The organism is Streptomyces scopuliridis, assembly GCF_042790125.1.
GTDB classification, from domain to species: domain Bacteria; phylum Actinomycetota; class Actinomycetes; order Streptomycetales; family Streptomycetaceae; genus Streptomyces; species Streptomyces scopuliridis_A.
In genome coordinates this window covers 337,329-354,898 of sequence record NZ_JBHTZS010000004.1, presented here as the reverse complement: position 1 = coordinate 354,898, position 17,570 = coordinate 337,329, and the positions used below count along the sequence as shown (strand labels likewise).

Below are 17,570 nucleotides of genomic sequence, written 5' to 3'. Positions count from 1 at the left end.
GCCCGGCGCTCCCCCGCCCCCGCGCCCGCAGCCCCGCGCTCCGCGGTCCCACCCGGTTTTCCGCATGCTCCCCCGGACACCGGCTTGAACGTGTTCAAAAACAGGTCTACAGTCCAACACACCAGCTTTTGAACACGTTCAAAGGCACACAGAGGGAGGGTGAGGGATGGACCTCACTGTTGTCACGTATGTGGTCTACCTGGTGATCAGCCTGGCGCTGACCGTGTGGGTGGCCCGGACGCTCAGCCGGAACGGGCGCGTCTTTCTGGCCGACGTGCTCCAGGGCAACGAGAAGCTCGCCGACGCCGTCAACCACCTGCTGGTGGTCGGCTTCTACCTCGTCAACCTCGGCTTCGTCACGCTCTATCTCAAGTCCGCCGACGCCGTGGAGCACGCCCGCGGGCTCTTCGAGGCGCTCTCGGTGAAGGTGGGGGTCGTACTGCTCGTGCTCGGGGTGATGCACCTCGGGAACGTGTACGTCCTCAACAAGATCCGGCGGCGCGGCGTCATGGAGCGCGAGCAGACTCCGCCGGTGCCGCCGCAGGGCTGGACGGGGCCCGTGGACAAGGGCCCCGGTCCCGGTCCGTTGGTCACGCCGGCCACCGGGGCGTGAGCCGTCGTGGCCCGGCCCTCGTACCGGCTGCCCGTCCGGCGGCTGACCCTGCTGTACGACGCGCACTGCCCGCTCTGTGTCCATCTGCGGCACTGGCTGACGCGGCAGCCCCAGCTCGTACCGATCGATCCGGTGCCCGCCGCCTCGCGGGAGGCGCGGCGGCGGTTCCCGGACCTCGATCACGGCAGCACGCTGAAGGAGATCACGGTCATCGGTGACGGCGGCCAGATCTACCGGGGGACCGCCGCCTGGATCGTCTGCCTCTGGGCGCTGGCCGAGCACCGGCCCAAGGCCTACTGGCTGTCCACGCCGGCCGGCGCGCCCTTCGCCCGGGTCAGTGTGCTCGCCGCCGCGAAGTACCGCGAACTGACGGCCGCGCCCTGCGAAGGAGCGTGCGAAGCACCCGCTCCTTCGCATTAGGCTCGGTCGGTGTGAAGGACAAGCCCAAGGCAGCGAAGACGGCGGCCAAGGCCCCGGTCCCCAAGAGCGAGCAGACCCGCACGCTCATCCTCGAAACCGCGCTCCGGCTCTTCCAGGAGCGCGGTTTCGACAAGACGACCATGCGGGCCATCGCCACGGAGGCCGGGGTCTCGGTCGGGAACGCGTACTACTACTTCTCGTCCAAGGAACATCTGGTCCAGGGCTTCTACGACCGGATCGGCGCCGAACACCGGCTGGCCGCGCGGGCCGTGCTCGACCGGGAGACCGATCTGGAGGCGCGGATGGCCGGCGTGCTGACGGTCTGGATCGATGTCGCCGCCCCGTACCACGAGTTCGCCGCCCAGTTCTTCAAGAACGCCGCCGATCCCGAGAGCCCGCTGAGCCCCTTCTCCCCCGAGTCGGAACACGCGCGTGACGCGGCCGTCGCCGTCCACCGCGAGGTGCTGGCCGGCTCCAAGGCGAAGGTTCCGGACGAACTGGCGGAGCTGCTCCCGGAGTTGATGTGGCTCGCCCAGATGGGACTGGTCCTGTACTGGGTCTTCGACCGCTCCGAGGACAGCGAGCGCTCACGCCGGCTCGCGGAGCGCGGCGCCCGGCTGACCGGCAGGGGCATCGCGCTCTCGCGGTTCCGGGTGCTGCGGCCGCTCGTACGGGAAGTGCACGAGCTGTTCGAGGACTTCCTGCCGGGGATGGCCGAGGTGGCCGCGGGCCGCGCGTCCCGGAAGCCGAGCGGCCAGAACTGACGGCCGAGCCAGAGCTGACGACCGAGCCAGAGCTTACGCCCCAGCCTGAGCTGACGACCGAGCCTGGACGAGGCCCGCCGTCAGCCCGGACGCCCCCGGTCAGCCAGCCCTGACGTCCCCCGGTCGGCCCGGACGCCCAGCCGTCAGCCCCGACGCCCCGCCCTCAGAGCCAGCCCAGCTGCCACAGCCGCCAGATCCCTGTCCCGTCCGACAGGTACTGCACCCCCGTGACATCGCCGCTGCTCAGTACGTAGTCCTTCTTCTGCCACAGCGGCAGCAACGGCACATCCTCGGCCACCACCTTCTGGATGGACCTGAAGTCCTGTGAGGCGCGGGCGCGTTCGCCGTACTGCTGCGTGGACTCGATCAGCCGGTCGACGCGGTCGCTCACGTACCCCGTGTGCAGCGTGGCGTTCCGGCCGACCAGGGGCTGGATGAAGTTGTCGGGGTCCGGGAAGTCCGGGAGCCAGCCGACGGTGTACGCGTCGTACTGCCCGGCGCTGTAGCCCTTCTGGAAGGCCGTCCACTCCCGTTCGACGATCTTCACCTTGAACAGCCCGGTGGCCTCCAGCTGCTTGCGCAGCTCCGCCGCCTCCGGCGCGGCCGAGCCGCCGTCCGAGTGCGCGAGCGTGAAGGTCACCGGGGTCTCCACGCCCGCGTCCGCCAGCAGTTCCCCGGCCCGCTCCACGTCCGGCTCCGGATAGGCGTCGAAGAACGGCGTGGCGTGCGAGGTGATGCCCTGCGGAATCGGCGAGTAGAGCGGATCGACCGTCGAGGCATAGACATTGATGGCGATCTTGGGCCGGTCGACGATCGCGGCGACCGCCTGCCGTACCGCCTTGTCGGCCATCGCCGACCCCTTGCGCACATTGAAGACGAGATTGCGGATCTCGGCACTGTCGGCCTCGTTCATCCGGATGTCGTCCTTGCTCGCGTCCAGCTCGGCGATCAGCGAGGGCGGCAGCTGGCGGTGGGTGACATCGACCGTACGGGCCTTCCAGGCGGCGGCCAGGTCGGCGGACTTCTTGAAGTACGTGATGTCCACGGGCCCGCCGAGCGCGCCGACCGCCCCCCGATACCGCGGATTGGGCTCCAGGCGCGCCGTGGAGCCCGGGGTGTACGCCTTGAGGACGTACGGCCCCGATCCGTCGGTCTCCGGGCCCGTGCGCAGCCCGTTCGCCGGGTAGCGCGTGCGGTCGACGATCGAACCGGCTCCGGTGGCGACCTTCAGCGGGAACGTCGCGTCACGCGAGCCGAGATGGAAGGTGACGGTCAGACCGTCCGCCTCGACCGACTTCAGCGTGGTGAAGAGCGACTGCGGACCGACGTCCGACTTGATGGCGAGCACGCGGTCGAAGGAGTACTTGACGTCCTCCGCCGTGATCTCGTTGCCGTTGGAGAAATGCAGATCGTCGTGCAACTCGCAGCGATAGGTGCGGAGTTCGCTCCCGATGAACCCGCAGGTGCGGGCGGCGTCCGGTACCGGTGTGACCGAACTGGGTTTGAACGTCAGCAGTGACTGGTAAATATTGCTGAACAGCGCCCAGGATCCGGCGTCATACGCGCCTGCCGGATCGAGCGAGGTGACCACGTCGGTCGTCCCGACGGTGATCGCCTTCTGGTTGGCGTCGCGGGACGGAAGCAGCTGCCAGCCGCCCACCCCCGCAACCACCAGCACAAGAGATGTGATGAGTATCCGCAGACGGATCGGCCGCATGTGCTGTTGCCCCTCTATCACGCCCACCCCTGACCGTGATGGCGCTCACCCAACCACACGGAATTCGCCGACGGAAGAGAAAACCTGGGTCGCTCAGGCAACGGTCGTGTTAAGCGCGCCGGAGAGGGCGCAGGGCCGGACCGGGCGAACGGCCGGGCAACGCCTATGCCTGGCGCGAGGCCAGCTCCACGAGGGTGATGTCGGAGGGCGCGCCGACCCGGACCGGCGGCCCCCAGGCGCCCGCGCCGCGCGATACGTACAGCTGGGTGTCGCCGTACCGCTCCAGACCGGCCACGGTCGGATTGGCCAGGCCCGCGAGGAAATTGCCCGGCCACAGCTGGCCGCCGTGGGTGTGTCCGGAGAGCTGGAGGTCGACGCCGTAGCGCACGGCGTCGTCGATGACGACGGGCTGGTGGGCGAGGAGTACGGACGCCCTGGACCGGTCGCGGTCGTCGAGCGCCTTCGCGAAGTCGGGGCCCGCGCCCTCGCTCTCGCCCGCGACGTCGTTGACCCCGGCGAGATCGAAGCCGGGGATCTCCACGCGCTCGTTCTCCAGCGGCCGGAGGCCCAGTTCACGGACGTGGTCGACCCAGGCGTCGGCGCCCGAGAAGTACTCGTGGTTCCCGGTCACGAAGAACGAGCCGTGCCGGGCCCTGAGACCGGCGAGGGGCTCCGCCGCCGGGCCCAGGTTCTCGACGGTGCCGTCCACCAGGTCACCGACGACGGCGATCAGATCGGGCTGCGTGGAATTGATGGTGTCCACGATGCGCTGGGTGTGGGCGCGGCCCAGGATCGGTCCGAGGTGGATATCGCTGACGACGGCGATACGGAAGCCATGGACGGCTCGCGGCAGCTTGGCGAGCGGGACGGTGACGCGCTTGACGCGGGGGCCGCGCAGGACGCCGTACGTGCCGTATCCGACGGTCGCGAGCGCGGCGGTGGCGGCGGCGGCGCCGACGACGCGGGAGACGAACAGACGGCGGGAGGGCACGGAAGCGGGAGTGGGGGTGGGAGTGGGCGCGGGGGCCGTGGCGGACGGTTCCGGCAGGTCCGGACGTCCGTCGGATATGCCCGTACCAGGACCCGGGGCGGGGCTCGCACCCGGCCCTGTACTCACCGGCGTACGAGCGACGGCCTCCGCCGCAACCTCCACCCGGACCTCAGCCCCGGCCGCCGCGTCCCTGCGCTCCAGCAGCCGCCGCAGCAGCGGCCGTACGACCTCGCCCACCAGCAGCGCCAGCAGCAGGTACAGCAGCACCGCCAGCCACAGGAAGCCCGGCCAGGCCAGCACCTGCTGCGCCCAGAACGGCATCCCCGAGCGCCCCGAGACCGCGGCGCCGACCGACAGTAACGGCAGCACGACCGCGGCGACGGTGCCCAGCCTGCGGGCGAGGCCGCCGGGGCTGGTCGTGTCGCGCACCAGACGATGCCAGAGGTACCAGTGCGCGGCTGCCACCAGCGACACGGCGGCGAGCACCGCCAGAACGATCACGACGACCACGAACAGGCCCCTTATCCCAGTTGTTCGCGCTGTTCGCGCCGGAGCGCGCGCACACCACGGAACCCGATGGCGCCAACGGCCGTCCCCAGAAGGAAGGACACGATGGCGAGCGTCAGGTGCACCCAGAAGTACCCCGTCGGATCACCGGCGTCGTCGAACGCGAGTCCGCTGCCGTCCTGCCACAGGTTCTTGACGAAAGTGATCCAGATGAACCAGCTCCACACCCCGAACGCGAGCAGGAACCAGGACACGGGGCGGTTGAGCTTCATGAATTCAGTATCACCGGAGCCTTCCGGGCGACGGCAGCCGGGTCCGCGGAGCGGTCGGCCGGATCAGCGCGATGTGCGGTCGGCGATACGCGTAGGGGTACGGAAATCGAACCCGTACACGCCGGGAATACGGCCGTTCGGCCCACCCGGGTCGGCACCGATGTCCGCGCCCTGTACGTTTTCGATCGTGTCCGCTCTGAAAAAGACCGCCTTGACGGTCACCGCCGCCGCGTTGCTCCCCGCGCTGACCGCCATGCCCGCGTCGGCCGACGACAACCAGCCGAAGCCGCCCGTCTCGATGTCCACGGTCGGCGGGGCCAAGCTCGGCCGGTCGGGTACGCAGGTGAACCTCGGCACCGGCGCGCCGGTCCTGCCCAAGAAGCTGAGCGGCCGGTCCTGGATCGTCGCGGACGCCGAGTCGGGCGCGGTGCTGGCCTCGCACAACGCCCACTGGCGGCTCCCGCCGGCGTCCACCCTCAAGATGCTCTTCGCGGACACGGTGCTGCCCAAGCTGCCCAAGGACGAGGTGTACAAGGTGGGGCCCACCGATCTCGCGGAGGTGGGTGCGGGCAGCAGCCTGGTCGGTGTCAAGGAGAACCTCAAGTACTCCGTCCACGATCTGTGGCTGGGCGTCTTCCTGCGCTCCGGCAACGACGCCGTCCATGTGCTCTCCAAGATGAACGGCGGGGTCCCCAAGACCGTCAAGGACATGCAGAAGCACGCCGAGGAGCTCCAGGCGCTGGACACGCGGGTCGTCACGCCCGACGGCTACGACGAGAAGAACCAGGTCTCCAGCGCGTACGACCTCACCCTGATCGCCCGTTCCGGACTCCAGAAGAAGGACTTCCGGGAGTACTGCTCGACGGCTTCGGCCAAGTTCCCCGGCGATGTGCGGAAGCCGAAGGAGGGCGAGAAGGCCGAGAAGGACAAGAACGGGGATCCGAAGCGCGACTCCTTCGAGATCCAGAACACCAACCGGCTGCTGACCGGGGCCCCGGGCGTCGACACGTACAAGGGCATCGCCGGGGTGAAGAACGGCAACACCACCCACGCGGGCGCGACGTTCACCGGGGTCGCCGAGCGCAACGGCCGGGTGCTGCTGGTCACCGTCATGAACCCGTCCTCGACGGAGGGCCAGGCGGTCTACCAGGAGGCGGCGCGGCTGCTCGACTGGGGGTTCTCGGCGGCCGGGAAGGTTACTCCGGTCGGTGAGCTGGTGCCGCCCAAGTCCGCCCGTACGAACGTCTCGCCGAGCCCCACGGCCGCGGGAGCGGACACGGCGGGGACCGGTACGGCCACCGGGCCCGCGAAGTTCGCGGCCGCGAACGGTGAGGGCACGGGCGGTGTCGGGACGGCTCTCGCCGTCGTGGGCGGGGTGCTGGTCGTCCTTGGAGGCGCGGTGTTCCTGGTCAACCGGCGCTGGCCGCTGCCCGACCTGGTCCGCCGCCGCCCGCGCGAGTAGACCCTGCGGCGCGGTTGCCGTCGCCGCGCCGTTCCTCGGTCTCCGGCGCGGTCTCCGGGCCGGTCTCCGGTCCGTTCTCCGGTCCGTTCTCAGCCGTGGCCGCCAGGTCTCTTTTGCTGGGGGTCGCCGTCCAGGCGGCGCAGAACAGCAGCAGCTTCGCCGTGAAGTTGATCCACAGCAGCAGGGCCACCGGCACCCCGAACGCGCCGTACATGCTCTTCGCCGCCACGCCCCTCATATAGCCGCCGAGCAGCAGCTTGAGCAGTTCGAAGCCGATGGCGCCGATGAGCGCGGCGACGATGAGCCGCCGCCGCGGCGGGTGGACGCGGGGCAGCAGCGTCAGCACGTACAGCAGGAGCAGGAAGTCGGCGAGGACCGCCACGGCGAGGGCTGCGGCCTGGAGCAGTACGCCGCCCGCACCGTTCTGGGGGATGCCGAGCCGGGCGGCGGTCCAGCCGACGGCGGTCGAGCCGAAGCCGGAGGCCGCCAGTGAGGCCAGCCCGACCGCCCCGAGGCCGATGAGCGCCACCGCGTCCTTGCCCTTGAGCAGGAACGGATTGCCCTCTTCCGTATCGTCCAGCTCCCAGACGGCGCGCAGGCACTCCCGCATGGAGCCGATCCAGCCGATCCCGGTCAGCAGCAGCACCGCTCCTGCCACCAGCCCGATCGTGCCGGCGTTGGCCACCAGGCCGTTGATGTCCAGCTGCTGGGAGATGCCGGGGACCTGCCGCGCGATGGTGTTCTGCAACCGGTCGAGCTGGCCGTGGCTGAGCAGCGCGGCACCGATCGCGGCGCCCACGGTGATCAGCGGGAAGAGCGCGATAAAGCTGATGAAGGTGATGGCGGCGGCCAGCCGCGTCCAGTGGACGCGGTCGAGCCTCTCGTACGAACGCCAGGCGTGCGTCCGCATCAGCCTGGCCACGAACGGGCCGACAAGGGGCAGTTTCTTCAGCCAGTCCATGAACGACGTGTACCCCCTGATCCGGCGCCTGATCGGAAAACAAGCGCGAGCATCACGACAAAGGGCACAAAGAATGCCGTATGGGGCGATACGGTCACCCCACCTGCTCGCCCTGCTGCCCTCTGAGGAGCGATTCACGATGAAGGACGCCTTCGGCACCCCGCAGTCCCTGCTCATCCTCGGCGGTACGTCGGAGATCGGGCTCGCCACCGCGCGCCGGCTGATCGCCCGTGGCGCCCGTACGGTCTGGCTGGCGGGCCGCCCCTCCGCCGCCCTGGACACCGCGGCCGGCCGGCTGCGGACGCTGGGCGCGGACGTCCGTACCGTCGCCTTCGACGCCCTGGACCCGGGCTCGCACGGGGAGGTGCTGGGCAAGGTCTTCGCGGAGGGCGCCATCGATCTGGTGCTGCTCGCCTTCGGGATCCCCGGCGACCAGGCGCGTGACGAGGCGGAGCCGCTCGCGGCGGTCCGGGTGGCGCAGACCAATTACACCGGGGCGGTCTCGGCAGGGCTGGTGTGCGCGGGCGCGTTGCAGACGCAGCGGCACGGTTCGCTGGTGGTGCTGTCCTCGGTGGCCGGGGAGCGGGCCCGCCGCGTGGACTTCATCTACGGGTCGAGCAAGGCGGGCCTGGACGCGTTCGCGCAGGGGCTGGGGGACGCCATGTACGGCACGGGCGTGCAGATCATGATCGTACGGCCCGGTCCCGTACGGCCGAGGACGGCGGCGGGCCGGCCGGACACGCCGCTGGCCACCACGCCGGAGGCGGTGGCGACGGCCATCGAGCTGGGGCTGCGGCGGCGATCGGAGACCGTGTGGGTGCCGGGGGCGCTACGGGTGGTGATGGCGGCGGTGCGCCATCTGCCACGCCCGCTGTTCCGCAGGCTGCCCGTCTGACCCAGCACCACGCCAGGGGGCCGGGGGGCTCAGCGCAGGGTGGCCGGACGGTCGACGGGGGTGCTCTGTGGGGGCACCCCCGAGATCTCCCCGCCACCGCCGAACGCGTACTCGTGCAGCTTGCGCCAGACGGCGTCCGCGCCCTGCTCGTACAGCGCGAAGGACGTGCAGCTCCAGGCGGCGCCGTACTCGGACAGCTCCTCGTAGGCCCGGTCCATCGCCTCCTCGGCGATGCCGTGCGCCACCGTCACATGAGGGTGGTACGGGAACTGGAGCTCGCGTACGAGCGGTCCCGAGGAGTCCCTGACCCGCTTCTGGAGCCAGGTGCAGGCCGACGCGCCCTCGACCACCTGGATGAAGACCACCGGCGAGAGCGGGCGGAACGTTCCGGTGCCGGACAGCCGCATCGGGAACGGCCTGCTGGCCGACGCGACGGCGGCGAGATGCGCCTCGATCGCGGGCAGCGCCGACGCGTCCACCTCGGTGGGCGGCAGCAGCGTGACATGCGTGGGAATGCCGTGTGCGGCGGGATCACCGAAGCCCGCACGCCGGTCCTGGATCAGGGTGCCGTACGGCTCCGGGACCGCGATCGAAACGCCGAGCGTTACGGTCCCCACATCGATCTCCTCAGTCCCGTGGTCCATGTGTCGATGGTCTGCGTCTTCGCCGCCGCTCGCCAGTGTGACGGTCGCACCGCCCGGTCGGCCAGCGGCGGCCGGGGCCGTCCGGCGCGGTGGTGTTCCGTGCCGGTGCACCCCACTGACCTCCGGTGTCTTCGCTCCGCGCCGGCGCACGGCCCGCTTCTGTGACGGTGCACCGCCGGTACTCCTCCGTACCGGGCCAGTACTCCGTCGGTGCGTGGCCCGTACTCCGTCAGTGCTCGTCGGTGCTTGTCGGTACTTGTCCGTCAGTGCTTGGCGGGGAGGAAGCCGACTCTGTCGTAGGTCTGCGCCAGGGTCTCGGCCGCGACCGCACGGGCCTTCTCGGCACCCTCGGCGAGGATCGAGTCCAGCGTCTCCGGATCGTCCAGATACTCCTGCGTGCGGGACCTGAACGGGGTGACGAACTCGACCATCGCGTCCGCCAGGTCCGTCTTCAGCGCACCGTAGCCCTTACCAGTGTATTTGTCCTCCAGCTCGGCGATGGTGCTGCCCGTGAGCGTGGAGTAGATCGTGAGCAGATTGCTCAGGCCGGGCTTGGTCTCCCGGTCGAACCGGATCTCCGTGCCGGTGTCGGTGACCGCGCTCTTGATCTTCTTCGCGGTGGCCTTCGGCTCGTCGAGGAGATTGATCAGGCCCTTGGGGGTGGACGCCGACTTGCTCATCTTGGCGGCCGGGTCCTGGAGGTCGTAGATCTTCCCGACCTCCTTGAGGATGTACGGCGCCGGGACGGTGAACGTCTGTCCGAAGCGGCTGTTGAAGCGCTCGGCGAGATCGCGGGTCAGCTCGACATGCTGCCGCTGGTCCTCACCGACCGGGACGGCGTTCGCCTGGTACAGCAGGATGTCGGCGACCTGGAGGATCGGGTACGTGAAGAGCCCGACCGTGGCGCGGTCCGCGCCCTGCTTCGCGGTCTTGTCCTTGAACTGCGTCATCCGCGAGGCCTCACCGAAGCCGGTGATGCAGTTCATGACCCAGGCGAGCTGGGCGTGCTCGGGCACATGACTCTGGATGAAGAGCGTGCAGCGCCGCGGGTCGAGACCGGCGGCGAGCAGCTGGGCCGCCGCGAGACGGGTATTGGCGCGCAGCTCGGCGGGGTCCTGGGGGACGGTGATCGCGTGCAGGTCGACGACCATGTAGAAGGCGTCGTGGGTTTCTTGCAGCGCGACGTACTGGCGCACCGCACCGAGGTAGTTCCCGAGGTGGAACGAGCCTGCGGTGGGCTGGATTCCGGAGAGCGCGCGGGGACGATCAGAGGCCATGTTCACCATTCTCTCAGGTATGACCGACAGGTCGGGAACGCGGACGGGGCGCGGACAGGGCACGGTCGGGGCGGAGACAGGGCTGAGCAAGGTTTCCTTGTCCGCACCGCGAGCGACGATAGAAAGTGGGGCCGGTCCCCGCCCGTACCGCACAGCTTGTCCCGCACAGCTTGTCCTGACCGATCGGAGAGACCCGTGTCGACAACGGAGAGTGCCATCGCCTCGGCGGAGGCGCACAGTGCGCACAACTACCACCCGCTGCCCATCGTGGTCGCCTCGGCGGACGGCGCGTGGATGACCGATGTCGAGGGGCGGCGCTTCCTCGACATGCTCGCCGGGTACTCGGCGCTCAATTTCGGCCATGGCAACAGGAGGCTCATCGACGCCGCGAAAGCACAGCTGGAGAGGGTGACGCTCACCTCCCGGGCGTTCCACCACGACCGGTTCGCCGACTTCTGTACGCAGCTGGCCGAGCTGTGCGGCATGGAGATGGTGCTGCCCATGAACACCGGCGCGGAGGCGGTGGAGACCGCCGTGAAGACCGCCAGGAAGTGGGGCTACCGGGTCAAGGGCGTACCGGACGGCATGGCGAAGATCGTCGTCGCGGCCAACAACTTCCACGGCCGTACGACCACGATCGTCAGCTTCTCCACGGACGCGGAGGCGCGCGCGGACTTCGGCCCGTACACGCCGGGCTTCGAGATCGTTCCGTACGGGGATCTCACCGCGATGGACGCGGCGATGACCGAGAACACCGTGGCCGTGCTCCTGGAGCCGATCCAGGGCGAGGCCGGGGTCCTGGTGCCGCCGGCGGGGTATCTGGCCGGGGTGCGGGAGCTGACCCGGCAGCGGAACGTGCTCTTCATCGCGGACGAGATCCAGTCGGGCCTGGGCCGGACGGGGAAGACCTTCGCCTGTGAGCACGAGGGCGTGGTGCCCGACATGTATGTCCTCGGCAAGGCGCTGGGCGGCGGGGTGGTGCCGGTGTCGGCGGTGGTGTCCTCGGCGGAGGTCCTGGGCGTGTACCGCCCCGGCGAGCACGGCTCGACCTTCGGCGGGAACCCGCTCGCCTGCGCGGTGGCGCTGGAGGTCGTCGCGATGCTGCGGACGGGCGAGTTCCAGCAGCGCGCGGCGGAGCTGGGCGACCATCTCCACCACGAGCTGGGCCTGCTGACGGGCGGCGGCGCGGTGGAGACCGTACGCGGCCGGGGGCTGTGGGCGGGGGTGGACATCGTGCCGTCCCACGGGACGGGCCGGGAGATCTCCGAGCGGCTGATGGACCGGGGCGTGCTGGTCAAGGACACGCACGGCTCCACGATCCGGATCGCCCCGCCGCTGGTGATCAGCAAGGAGGACCTGGACTGGGGGCTGGACCAGCTCAGGGCGGTGCTGGCGGAGTAGCCGGGCGGGTTCTCAGGGGGTTCTGTCGGTCCGTGCCGGCAGAACCCCCGCCGGCACGACCACCGGCCGGATCTACACGACCACCGGCCGGATCTAGAGGATCACATGCGGCAGGAAGCGGGCGTACTCGTCGGTGATCAGGCCCGCGGACTCCCGGATGCCGAGGCCCGCCGCCTCGTCCTCGACGACCCACGCGCCGAGCACCACGCGGTTGCCGCCGAAGTCGGGCAGCGGCGCCAACTCCTGGTAGCAGCAGGGCTCGTCGCGCAGCACCGGGGGCGCGCCCGGCTCATGGATGGTGACACCGGCGCCTTCCCGCCCCAGGAGGGGCTTGGCCACATAGCCCCGGGAGAGGGCCAGTTCGCGGGGGCCGTCGAGATGGGAGGGCAGCAGGTTCGGGTGGCCCGGGTGGAGTTCCCAGAGGATCGCCAGGAGCGCCTTGTTGGAGAGGAGCATCTTCCAGGCGGGTTCGATCCAGCAGGTGGTGCCCGTACCGCCGCCGTTGTCCAGGGTGTCCTGGACATGCGGGCCGAAGGGGTCGGTGGCCAGCCACTCCCAGGGGTAGAGCTTGAAGCAGCTGCGGATGAAGCGCAGCCGGTCGTCCACGAAACGGCCCGACAGCCGGTCCCAGCCGATCTGTTCGACGGAGAGCGCCGCCGTGTCCAGGCCGGCCTGCTCGGCGGTCTCGCGCAGATACGCGACGGTCATCAGGTCCTCGCCCAGTTCGTCGCCGTCGGAGTGGGCGAAGTGCACCGGGCCGGGCGGGAGGAGGCCGGACTGCCGTTTCCAGGCGGCGACCAGGCGTTCGTGCAGGGAGTTCCACTGGTCGGCGTGGGGGAACCGGTCCTCCATCCAGAACCACTGGGCGCTCGCGGCCTCGACCAGTGAGGTGGGGGTGTCGGCGTTGTACTCCAGCATCTTGGCCGGGCCCGTGTCGTCGTAGTGCAGATCGAACCGCCCGTAGATGGAGGGCAGTTCGGCGCGGCGCCGCCAGGACTCGGCTATCAGGGCGGCGAGCCGGGGGTCGGTGATGCCGAGGTCGGCGAAGCGGTCGTGTTCGACGATATGCGCGGCGGCGTCCAGACACAGCGCGTGCAGCTCTTCGACGACTTCTTCCAGCGCCTCGACCTCGGGCAGCGTGAAGGAGTAGTAGGCGCTCTCGTCCCAGTACGGCCGCAGCGAGTCGTCCGGGTAGCGGGTGAGCGGATAGATGACGCCCTGTTCCTCGACGATGCGCTGCCAGTCGGGGCGGGGCTCTATGGTGTGACGTTTCATCAGCGGATCACCGGTCGGCCGGCCCGGACCGCTCAGCCGCCACCGGAGCCGGCGGAGCAGCCGAACCCGCCCCGGTCGACGGCCGACTTGTCGAAGCTGCCGCCGTCGACCTTGCCCTTGCTGCTCGATCCGCCGTAGTAGTACGAGCCGCTGCCGCCGGACTTGCACTCGGAGCTGGGCAGGGTCTGCCGGGTCGTCCGGTCGGCGCACCGCTTGTCCGGGTCCGAGCCGCAGGACGTGATCGTGACGGCGAGGACCCCCATGCTCCCGAGCACGACCGTGCTCGACCTCAGCCTCCGTTGACGCGTAGCGGCCATGTGCCCGCCCCTTCCCCCGTTGTTGTGAACACAATAAATGGCCGCACCGGCCTCCCGTAAAGGCGGGTACGCGGTCTTTCGTCGGTTTCTCGGCGTGGCGGGTTCTCGGCGTCGTGGGTTCTCGGCGTCGCGGGTTCCGGACCTCGCGGGTTCTCGGCGTCGCGGGTTCCGGACCTCTCGCGGGTTCTCGGCGTCGCGGGATGGACCGCCCCACTAGAGTCCGTATGTGCTTCTTGGGATGATCTGCGCACTCGGCTCCGCGGTCTGTTTCGGTACCGCCTCCGTCTTCCAGGCCGTCGCCGCCCGCGCTGCCGACCCCGGCACGGGCTCGGGCGTCGATCCGGCGCTGCTGCTGCGGGCGCTGCGGCAGTGGCGCTATACGGCCGGACTCGCCCTGGACGGGCTGGGGTTCGTGCTCCAGATCGTCGCGCTCCGGGCACTGCCGATCTACGCGGTGGGCGCGGCGCTCGCGGCGAGTCTGGCGGTCACGGCGGTGGTCGCCGCCCGCGTCCTGAACGTACGGCTCAGCTCCACGGAGTGGGCCGCGGTGGCGGTGGTCTGCGGCGGGCTGGCGATGCTCGGCCTGGCCTCGGGCGCGGAGGGTGGCCGTACGGGGTCGACGGCGCTGCGCTGGTCCCTGCTCGCGGTCGCGCTCGCGGTCCTCGTGGCCGGTACGGTCGCAGGCCGCCTCCCGGACAAGCCGCGCGCCCTGGTCCTCGGTCTGGGCGCGGGCTGCGGCTTCGGGGTGGTGGAGGTGTCGGTCCGGCTCATCGACTCGCCGAACCTCGCGAACCCCGCGCTCTACGCCCTGTTGGTGGCCGGCGGCGCGGCGTTCCTCCTGCTCACGTCGGCCTTCCAGCGCGGCTCGGTGACCACGGCCACGGCGGGCATGGTCCTCGGCGAGACCATCGGCCCGGCGCTGGCCGGGGTGGTCTGGCTCGGGGACCGTACCCGCGACGGCCTGGGATGGCTGGCGATCACGGGCTTCGCGGTCGCGGTGGCGGGGGCCCTGACGCTGGCGCGCTTCGGCGAGCCTCCGGCGGCCGTCGGGACGGAACTGAGCGAGGCGGAAGTGGGCGGGACGGCATAACCGGCGGACCAGCGGGACCAGCGGGACGGCGGGACGGCGGGACCAGCGGGACGGCCTGGCCGGCGGGCGCGCCGGCCAAGGGAACTCCGGCTCAGGACTGGCTCTCCGCGAAGAGCCGGGTGGACCGCGCGAAGGCGGCCCGTACGGCGCCGCCCCTGGTCAGCGGGGCCCGGTCCACCCCGGCGAAGAGCGCGACCAGCGCGATGTCCGCGGCGACGGCCCGGCCCGTCACCCGTACCACCACCCTCTTGCCCGCGCCGATACCGGACTGCCTGGCCGTGACGGAGACACCCGGGTCCTCGTTGTCGGCCTCCCGGCGCAGGACGTACTGCTTCCGGTTGACCGCCCACAGCCGGTAGTGGTCCCCGCCGTATCTCAGGTGCAGGGCACGGGCCTTGCGCGTCGCCCCGAAGCGGTTGCGCCGCAGGGACACCATCGCGTCGCCGACCCTGAGGGTGGCCAGGTTGAGCGTCGGCAGGTCCGCCGCCTCGGTGTGGATACCGCGGGTCTCGATCGTCGCGGTGGGTATCAGCGTGCCGCGCACCTCGGAGACCACGCTGCCCGGGGTGGCGTGCCGGGGCAGCGGGCAGGTCAGCACGATCTCGCCGAACTCCGCCGACATGCCCCGATATCCGGTGCGCCGCTCGTGCGCGCGGCCGTCCTCCCAGAATTCCAGCGTGATCGGGGCGGTGGCGGTATGCATCGGTCTCCTTCGGTCGTACGGGCCGAGGGCACCCGCCGACCTGTCCTGATGACGCCCCCACCAGGCCCGATCGCGGGCCGGACAGGGCCTAGCCGCTGAGGCGTGAAGATCACAATCTACGGCTCACGTACGTACCGGTGCCGGGGGGGTATCAGCGCCCTCCGTAGGGACGGGTGATCGCTTCCAGCACGTGACCCCCGGGATCCAGGAAGTACACGCCGCGCCCGCCGTCGTTGTGGTTGATCTCGCCGGGACGCTCGCGGTGCGGATCGGCGTAGTACGTGAGCCCGGCGTCCTGGATCCGCTGGAAGATCCCGTCGAACTCCGCCTCGGTGACCAGGAAGGCGTAGTGCTGTGGGGCGATCGGCTCTTCCGTCGTGGTCGCGAAGTCGAGGGTGACGCCGTTGCTCAGTTCCACGGGGATGAACGGGCCCCACTCGTCCCCGGCCTCAAGGCCGAGGATCCCCGCGAGGAACTCGGCGGATTCCCGCTTGTTCTTGGCATGGACGATGGTGTGATTCAGCTGGACTGGCACGGTGAAATGCCTCCGTAAGGGCAACTCACGGACACCTCCACGCCTCACCCGGACGGTGACCGACACGCGGTGCCGTGATGATCAGCGTAGGCCGGGCCCCGGGGGCTGTCACGCCCCGTTGCTCCCTACGGACCCGGTACGGCGGTACGGCGGTACGGCGCGACTCCCCGCCCGCACGGCTCACGGCAGTACGCGGCACAGCGCGTCCAGCGCGCCCGTCCACGCGCTGTCGGGCGGGGTGGCGTAGCCGACCACCAGGGCGTCGCGCCCCGGTGGGGCCGAGGGGTGGGCGAAGCGGGACAGGCCCTCCACCGCGAGCCCCTGCCAGGCCGCGGCCTCGATGACGGATCGCTCGGTGCCGGCGGGGAGTTCGAGGACGGCGTGCAGGCCGGCCGCGATCCCGGTCACGCTGATGCCTGGCGCCCGCTGCGCCAGCGCCTCCACGAGCTGGTCGCGGCGGCGCCGGTAGCGCAGCCGCATGGAACGGACATGACGGTCGTACGCGCCCGAGGCGATGAACTCCGCGAGCGTGAGCTGGTCCAGCGCGCTCGACGCCCACTCCGCCTGTCCCTTCGCCGCCAGCACCTCCCCGACCAGCTCGCCGGGCAGCGCCAGCCAGCCGAGCCGCAGGCCCGGCGCCAGGGACTTGCTCGCCGTGCCGACGTACACGACCCGCTCGGGGTCGAGCCCTTGCAGGGCGCCGACGGGCTGGCGGTCGTACCGGAACTCCCCGTCGTAGTCGTCCTCCAGGATCAGCCCGCCCGTACCGCGCGCCCAGTCCACGGCCGCCGCGCGCCGGTCGGGGTGGAGGGCCACGCCCGTCGGGAACTGGTGCGCGGGCGTCAGCAGCACCGCGCCGACGCCCCGGGGGCCCGCCCGGTCCGGCAGGCCGGCCAGGTCCTCGGTGCGCGTGCCGCGGGCGTCCAGCGCGAGCGCGGGGGTCCGCAGCCCGGCGCCGGTCAGCAGGTCCCGGTGGATGTCGAGGCCGAACGACTCGGTGGCCACCGCCCGCACCCGGCGCGCGGCCAGGACCTTCCCGAGCAGCGTCAGGCCGTGGACGAAGCCCGAGCAGACGACGATCCGGCCGGGATCGGTGTACACGCCGCGCGCCCGCGCCAGATAGTCGGCGAGGACGGTACGCAGCTCGATCCGGCCGCGCGGGTCCCCGTACCCGAAGGCCTCGTGCGGCGCGGCCGTCAGCGCGCGGCGGGCCGCCGTGAGCCACTGGGCCCGGGGGAACGCGGCGAGGTCGGGGGTGCCCGGCATCAGGCTGTACGCGGGCCCGCGCCGCACCGGCCGCGTCCGGGGCGCGGCGGGCGCGGGTCTGCGGGGCGCGGCGCGCCGGGCCACCCGGGTCCCCGAGCCCTGCCGCGCGGTGAGCCAGCCCTCGGCGACCAGCTCGGCGTACGCGTCGGCGACGGTGTTACGGGCGATGCCCAGATCGCCGGCGAGCGAACGGGAGGACGGCAGCCGGGTGCCGGGCGCGAGGCGGCCCGTACGGACGGCGTCGCGCAGGGCGTTCATGAGCCCGGAGCGCAGCCCGGAACCGCGCAGCTCCAGATGCAGATCGACACCGGCGATCGGTGTATTGGCCCAGGAATCCGTCATGGAAGTGGACCATACAGGGGTGCCACTGGACGCGTAGCGTCGTACGCATGACGACAACAGACGCGACCACGACAGACACGAAGACGACGGACTCGGCGAACCCTGCCAAGGGATACGC

The 17,570-nt window shown here is 70.9% G+C and carries 18 protein-coding genes; 7 read left to right on the top strand and 11 right to left on the bottom strand.

The genetic code is table 11. The features are described from left to right. Positions 1–166 precede the first annotated feature (166 nt). The 3 genes from ACFRKB_RS08405 to ACFRKB_RS08395 are packed head-to-tail and all read left to right on the top strand — an operon-like array spanning position 167 to position 1,797. Complete coding sequence (locus ACFRKB_RS08405) at positions 167–613, top strand: hypothetical protein (RefSeq protein WP_383104318.1); 447 nt, start codon at positions 167–169, stop codon at positions 611–613. A gap of 6 nt (positions 614–619) precedes the next feature. After that, positions 620–1,033 (top strand): thiol-disulfide oxidoreductase DCC family protein, encoded by a 414-nt coding sequence (locus ACFRKB_RS08400; protein ID WP_383104316.1) that lies wholly within the window; start codon positions 620–622, stop codon positions 1,031–1,033. 11 nt (positions 1,034–1,044) lie between these two features. Beyond that, on the top strand, positions 1,045–1,797 hold the full coding sequence (locus tag ACFRKB_RS08395; protein ID WP_383104314.1) for a TetR/AcrR family transcriptional regulator: 753 nt from the start codon (positions 1,045–1,047) through the stop codon (positions 1,795–1,797). A 163-nt stretch (positions 1,798–1,960) separates the two neighbouring features. Here the strand turns inward: ACFRKB_RS08395 and ACFRKB_RS08390 are convergent, their stop codons facing one another. The 3 genes from ACFRKB_RS08390 to ACFRKB_RS08380 all read right to left on the bottom strand — a co-directional run bounded on the left by ACFRKB_RS08390 (position 1,961) and on the right by ACFRKB_RS08380 (position 5,284). After that, a complete protein-coding gene (locus tag ACFRKB_RS08390) occupies positions 1,961–3,514 on the bottom strand; it encodes an ABC transporter substrate-binding protein (RefSeq protein ID WP_383104312.1) in 1,554 nt (517 codons plus the stop codon). Positions 3,515–3,677: 163 nt separating this feature from the next. Then, positions 3,678–5,015 carry a metallophosphoesterase gene (locus ACFRKB_RS08385; RefSeq protein WP_383104310.1) on the bottom strand — a complete coding sequence of 446 codons (1,338 nt, stop codon included), beginning with the start codon at positions 5,013–5,015 and terminating at the stop codon, positions 3,678–3,680. Positions 5,016–5,026: 11 nt separating this feature from the next. Then, positions 5,027–5,284, bottom strand: coding sequence for an SCO4848 family membrane protein (locus ACFRKB_RS08380; protein ID WP_365972275.1), 258 nt, complete (start codon positions 5,282–5,284; stop codon positions 5,027–5,029). Positions 5,285–5,471: 187 nt separating this feature from the next. On the opposite strand from ACFRKB_RS08380, the gene ACFRKB_RS08375 reads away from it, so the two are divergent. Then, complete coding sequence (locus ACFRKB_RS08375; protein ID WP_383104308.1) at positions 5,472–6,746, top strand: D-alanyl-D-alanine carboxypeptidase family protein; 1,275 nt, start codon at positions 5,472–5,474, stop codon at positions 6,744–6,746. Here ACFRKB_RS08375 and ACFRKB_RS08370 read toward each other — a convergent pair. Beyond that, entirely contained in the window at positions 6,694–7,707 is a 1,014-nt protein-coding gene (locus tag ACFRKB_RS08370; RefSeq protein WP_383104306.1) for a YihY/virulence factor BrkB family protein, read from the bottom strand. The genes ACFRKB_RS08375 and ACFRKB_RS08370 overlap by 53 nt on opposite strands. Positions 7,708–7,846: 139 nt before the next feature. Here ACFRKB_RS08370 and ACFRKB_RS08365 point away from each other — a divergent pair, with 139 nt between their 5' ends. Further along, positions 7,847–8,602 (top strand): decaprenylphospho-beta-D-erythro-pentofuranosid-2-ulose 2-reductase, encoded by a 756-nt coding sequence (locus tag ACFRKB_RS08365; RefSeq protein ID WP_383104304.1) that lies wholly within the window; start codon positions 7,847–7,849, stop codon positions 8,600–8,602. A 29-nt stretch (positions 8,603–8,631) separates the two neighbouring features. Here the strand turns inward: ACFRKB_RS08365 and ACFRKB_RS08360 are convergent, their stop codons facing one another. Together ACFRKB_RS08360 and trpS are read right to left on the bottom strand one after the other, a co-directional pair. Continuing rightward, on the bottom strand, positions 8,632–9,219 hold the full coding sequence (locus tag ACFRKB_RS08360; RefSeq protein ID WP_383104502.1) for a 2'-5' RNA ligase family protein: 588 nt from the start codon (positions 9,217–9,219) through the stop codon (positions 8,632–8,634). A gap of 290 nt (positions 9,220–9,509) precedes the next feature. Further along, a complete protein-coding gene (gene trpS, locus ACFRKB_RS08355; RefSeq protein WP_383104302.1) occupies positions 9,510–10,523 on the bottom strand; it encodes a tryptophan--tRNA ligase in 1,014 nt (337 codons plus the stop codon). A 195-nt stretch (positions 10,524–10,718) separates the two neighbouring features. Here trpS and rocD point away from each other — a divergent pair, with 195 nt between their 5' ends. Next, positions 10,719–11,924, top strand: a complete 1,206-nt coding sequence (gene rocD, locus ACFRKB_RS08350) for an ornithine--oxo-acid transaminase (RefSeq protein ID WP_365972280.1) — start codon at positions 10,719–10,721, stop codon at positions 11,922–11,924. Positions 11,925–12,017: 93 nt separating this feature from the next. Here the strand turns inward: rocD and ACFRKB_RS08345 are convergent, their stop codons facing one another. Together ACFRKB_RS08345 and ACFRKB_RS08340 are read right to left on the bottom strand one after the other, a co-directional pair. After that, complete coding sequence (locus tag ACFRKB_RS08345) at positions 12,018–13,199, bottom strand: glutathionylspermidine synthase family protein (protein WP_383104300.1); 1,182 nt, start codon at positions 13,197–13,199, stop codon at positions 12,018–12,020. Positions 13,200–13,231: 32 nt separating this feature from the next. Next, entirely contained in the window at positions 13,232–13,516 is a 285-nt protein-coding gene (locus ACFRKB_RS08340; protein WP_365972282.1) for a hypothetical protein, read from the bottom strand. Positions 13,517–13,754: 238 nt separating this feature from the next. Between ACFRKB_RS08340 and ACFRKB_RS08335 the strand changes: the two genes are divergently transcribed. Then, positions 13,755–14,606, top strand: a complete 852-nt coding sequence (locus tag ACFRKB_RS08335) for a hypothetical protein (RefSeq protein WP_383104501.1) — start codon at positions 13,755–13,757, stop codon at positions 14,604–14,606. A gap of 91 nt (positions 14,607–14,697) precedes the next feature. Here ACFRKB_RS08335 and ACFRKB_RS08330 read toward each other — a convergent pair whose 3' ends face one another. From ACFRKB_RS08330 to pdxR, 3 genes are all read right to left on the bottom strand, one after another. Beyond that, a complete protein-coding gene (locus ACFRKB_RS08330; RefSeq protein WP_383104298.1) occupies positions 14,698–15,309 on the bottom strand; it encodes a hypothetical protein in 612 nt (203 codons plus the stop codon). 151 nt (positions 15,310–15,460) lie between these two features. Next, on the bottom strand, positions 15,461–15,844 hold the full coding sequence (locus ACFRKB_RS08325) for a VOC family protein (RefSeq protein WP_383104296.1): 384 nt from the start codon (positions 15,842–15,844) through the stop codon (positions 15,461–15,463). 180 nt (positions 15,845–16,024) lie between these two features. Beyond that, positions 16,025–17,452 (bottom strand): MocR-like pyridoxine biosynthesis transcription factor PdxR, encoded by a 1,428-nt coding sequence (gene pdxR, locus ACFRKB_RS08320; protein WP_383104294.1) that lies wholly within the window; start codon positions 17,450–17,452, stop codon positions 16,025–16,027. Between the last annotated feature and the right edge of the window lie 118 nt (positions 17,453–17,570).

Excerpts from the sequence above, each read along its gene's own strand:
- ACFRKB_RS08405 (WP_383104318.1), top strand. The coding sequence starts at position 167 with ATGGACCTCACTGTTGTCACGTATGTGGTCTACCTGGTGATCAGCCTG.
- ACFRKB_RS08390 (WP_383104312.1), bottom strand. The coding sequence starts at position 3,514 with ATGCGGCCGATCCGTCTGCGGATACTCATCACATCTCTTGTGCTGGTG.
- ACFRKB_RS08380 (WP_365972275.1), bottom strand. The coding sequence starts at position 5,284 with ATGAAGCTCAACCGCCCCGTGTCCTGGTTCCTGCTCGCGTTCGGGGTG.
- ACFRKB_RS08370 (WP_383104306.1), bottom strand. The coding sequence starts at position 7,707 with ATGGACTGGCTGAAGAAACTGCCCCTTGTCGGCCCGTTCGTGGCCAGG.
- ACFRKB_RS08365 (WP_383104304.1), top strand. The coding sequence starts at position 7,847 with ATGAAGGACGCCTTCGGCACCCCGCAGTCCCTGCTCATCCTCGGCGGT.
- trpS (WP_383104302.1), bottom strand. The coding sequence starts at position 10,523 with ATGGCCTCTGATCGTCCCCGCGCGCTCTCCGGAATCCAGCCCACCGCA.
- ACFRKB_RS08345 (WP_383104300.1), bottom strand. The coding sequence starts at position 13,199 with ATGAAACGTCACACCATAGAGCCCCGCCCCGACTGGCAGCGCATCGTC.
- ACFRKB_RS08340 (WP_365972282.1), bottom strand. The coding sequence starts at position 13,516 with ATGGCCGCTACGCGTCAACGGAGGCTGAGGTCGAGCACGGTCGTGCTC.
- ACFRKB_RS08335 (WP_383104501.1), top strand. The coding sequence starts at position 13,755 with ATGATCTGCGCACTCGGCTCCGCGGTCTGTTTCGGTACCGCCTCCGTC.
- ACFRKB_RS08330 (WP_383104298.1), bottom strand. The coding sequence starts at position 15,309 with ATGCATACCGCCACCGCCCCGATCACGCTGGAATTCTGGGAGGACGGC.
- pdxR (WP_383104294.1), bottom strand. The coding sequence starts at position 17,452 with ATGACGGATTCCTGGGCCAATACACCGATCGCCGGTGTCGATCTGCAT.